General features: G+C 58.1%; 2 protein-coding genes. Both read right to left on the reverse strand.

The window, feature by feature from the left end; all coding sequences use genetic code 11:
- Positions 1-561: AMP-binding protein (locus QT222_RS01150; RefSeq protein WP_491476030.1), on the reverse strand; the 561-nt coding region annotated here is incomplete at its 3' end.
- A gap of 204 nt (positions 562-765) precedes the next feature.
- Positions 766-1,445, reverse strand: a 680-nt coding sequence (locus QT222_RS01155) for a bacterio-opsin activator domain-containing protein (RefSeq protein WP_491476031.1), incomplete at its 5' end; no start/stop codon positions are given.

Below are 1,445 nucleotides of genomic sequence, written 5' to 3' on the forward strand. Positions count from 1 at the left end.
ATACCGGGAGTCAGCGGAGTTCATCCGCGTCGCGAGCGCCTCGGCAGAGAACCCAGCAAAGACGACCGAGTGGGGCGCGCCAATGCGAGCGCACGCGAGCATGGCGATGGGCAACTCCGGAATCATCGGCATGTAGAGGGTCACCACGTCGTCCTCTTCGACGCCCTGTGCCCGAAGTGCGGCCGCGAACTCGTTTACTTCGCGGTAGAGGTCCTGATACGTGTAGGTCCGCGTCTCGCCGAGTTCACCCTCCCACTTGATTGCCACCCGGTTCTTGTCACCGTTCTCGACGTGCCGGTCGACACAGTTGGAGGAGGCGTTTAGCTTGCCCCCGGTGAACCACTCGTAGAACGGCGGGTTCGAGTCATCGAGTACCTCATCGTAGTCGCCGTCCCAGTCAAGCAGGTCGGCGGCCCGCTCCCAGCACTCGGGCCAGTTCTCCTCGAACTCCTCGTAAATCGAGGGGTCCGACACGTTCGCCTGCGCGACGAACTCTGCAGAGGGTTCGAATTCCGCCTGTTCTTCCAGCCGCGCCTCCAGTTCAATGTCACCATCTGCCATATGTCATGCTAACGAGTCTCGACAAAGGGCATAAGTAGGCTATCTAACTATCAAAAACCACTAGGTAGCTGATTAAAAATTCTCTTACTGCCCTCAACAAGGGTATACGACCTGTTCTCTGTACATTCGACTATTATCTGATTATATTAGTAATTCATACATCAATAACGATTGTTTGTGCGCTACTCGCCACACCCTAAAGGCCTAGGGTCGGGGTTCGGTTTCCGGCTCGTCGTCGTCGAAAAAGGACGTTAGGAGCTTCTGCTGGGCAGTTCGGAGGTGTTGATGCAGGGTTGGTGAGGAGATATCGATAGAATCGGCGAGGTCTTCAGCGGTACTGCCGCGCGGCCACTCGAAGTAGCCCGCAAGATAGGCCGCCCGCAAGACCGATTGCTGCTTGTCGGTGAGTCGCGTCGCCAGCGACTCTCGAAAGTCGGCCGTGTTGCGTGCGGGACGTTCGACCTCGTGTTTGGCCACGAGTTCAGTGTCGGGGTACGCGTCGGTGAGGTCGGCCATCACATCTCGAAGTGGCGTTTCGTTAGAAAACTCACTGGCGAAACGGGCGACGCCATCCTCCGCGACGAATCGCGAAACGGTGCCGTCGTAGGAGGTGAGCGTCGTAATCGTCGACCCGGCTGAGAGTGCAACTTCGAGAAGCGACTCCTCGCCCCGGTCACGAATCAGACGGATGTTTTCGACTTCCGCTGCTGTGACCAACTCGTCGAACACCGCGTCGGTCGTCACGCCTCGTACGGTGAGGAAACACAGCAAGGACTGTTCTTCGATGGGGACGACCCCGCGAAGGCGAACCGTACAACCGAGGTCAGCAGAGAGTCGAACCAGCAGGTCGTCGTCGTCGGCGCAGTGAAACGCCATTTGAACGC

This window comes from Haloferax sp. s1 (assembly GCF_058382125.1).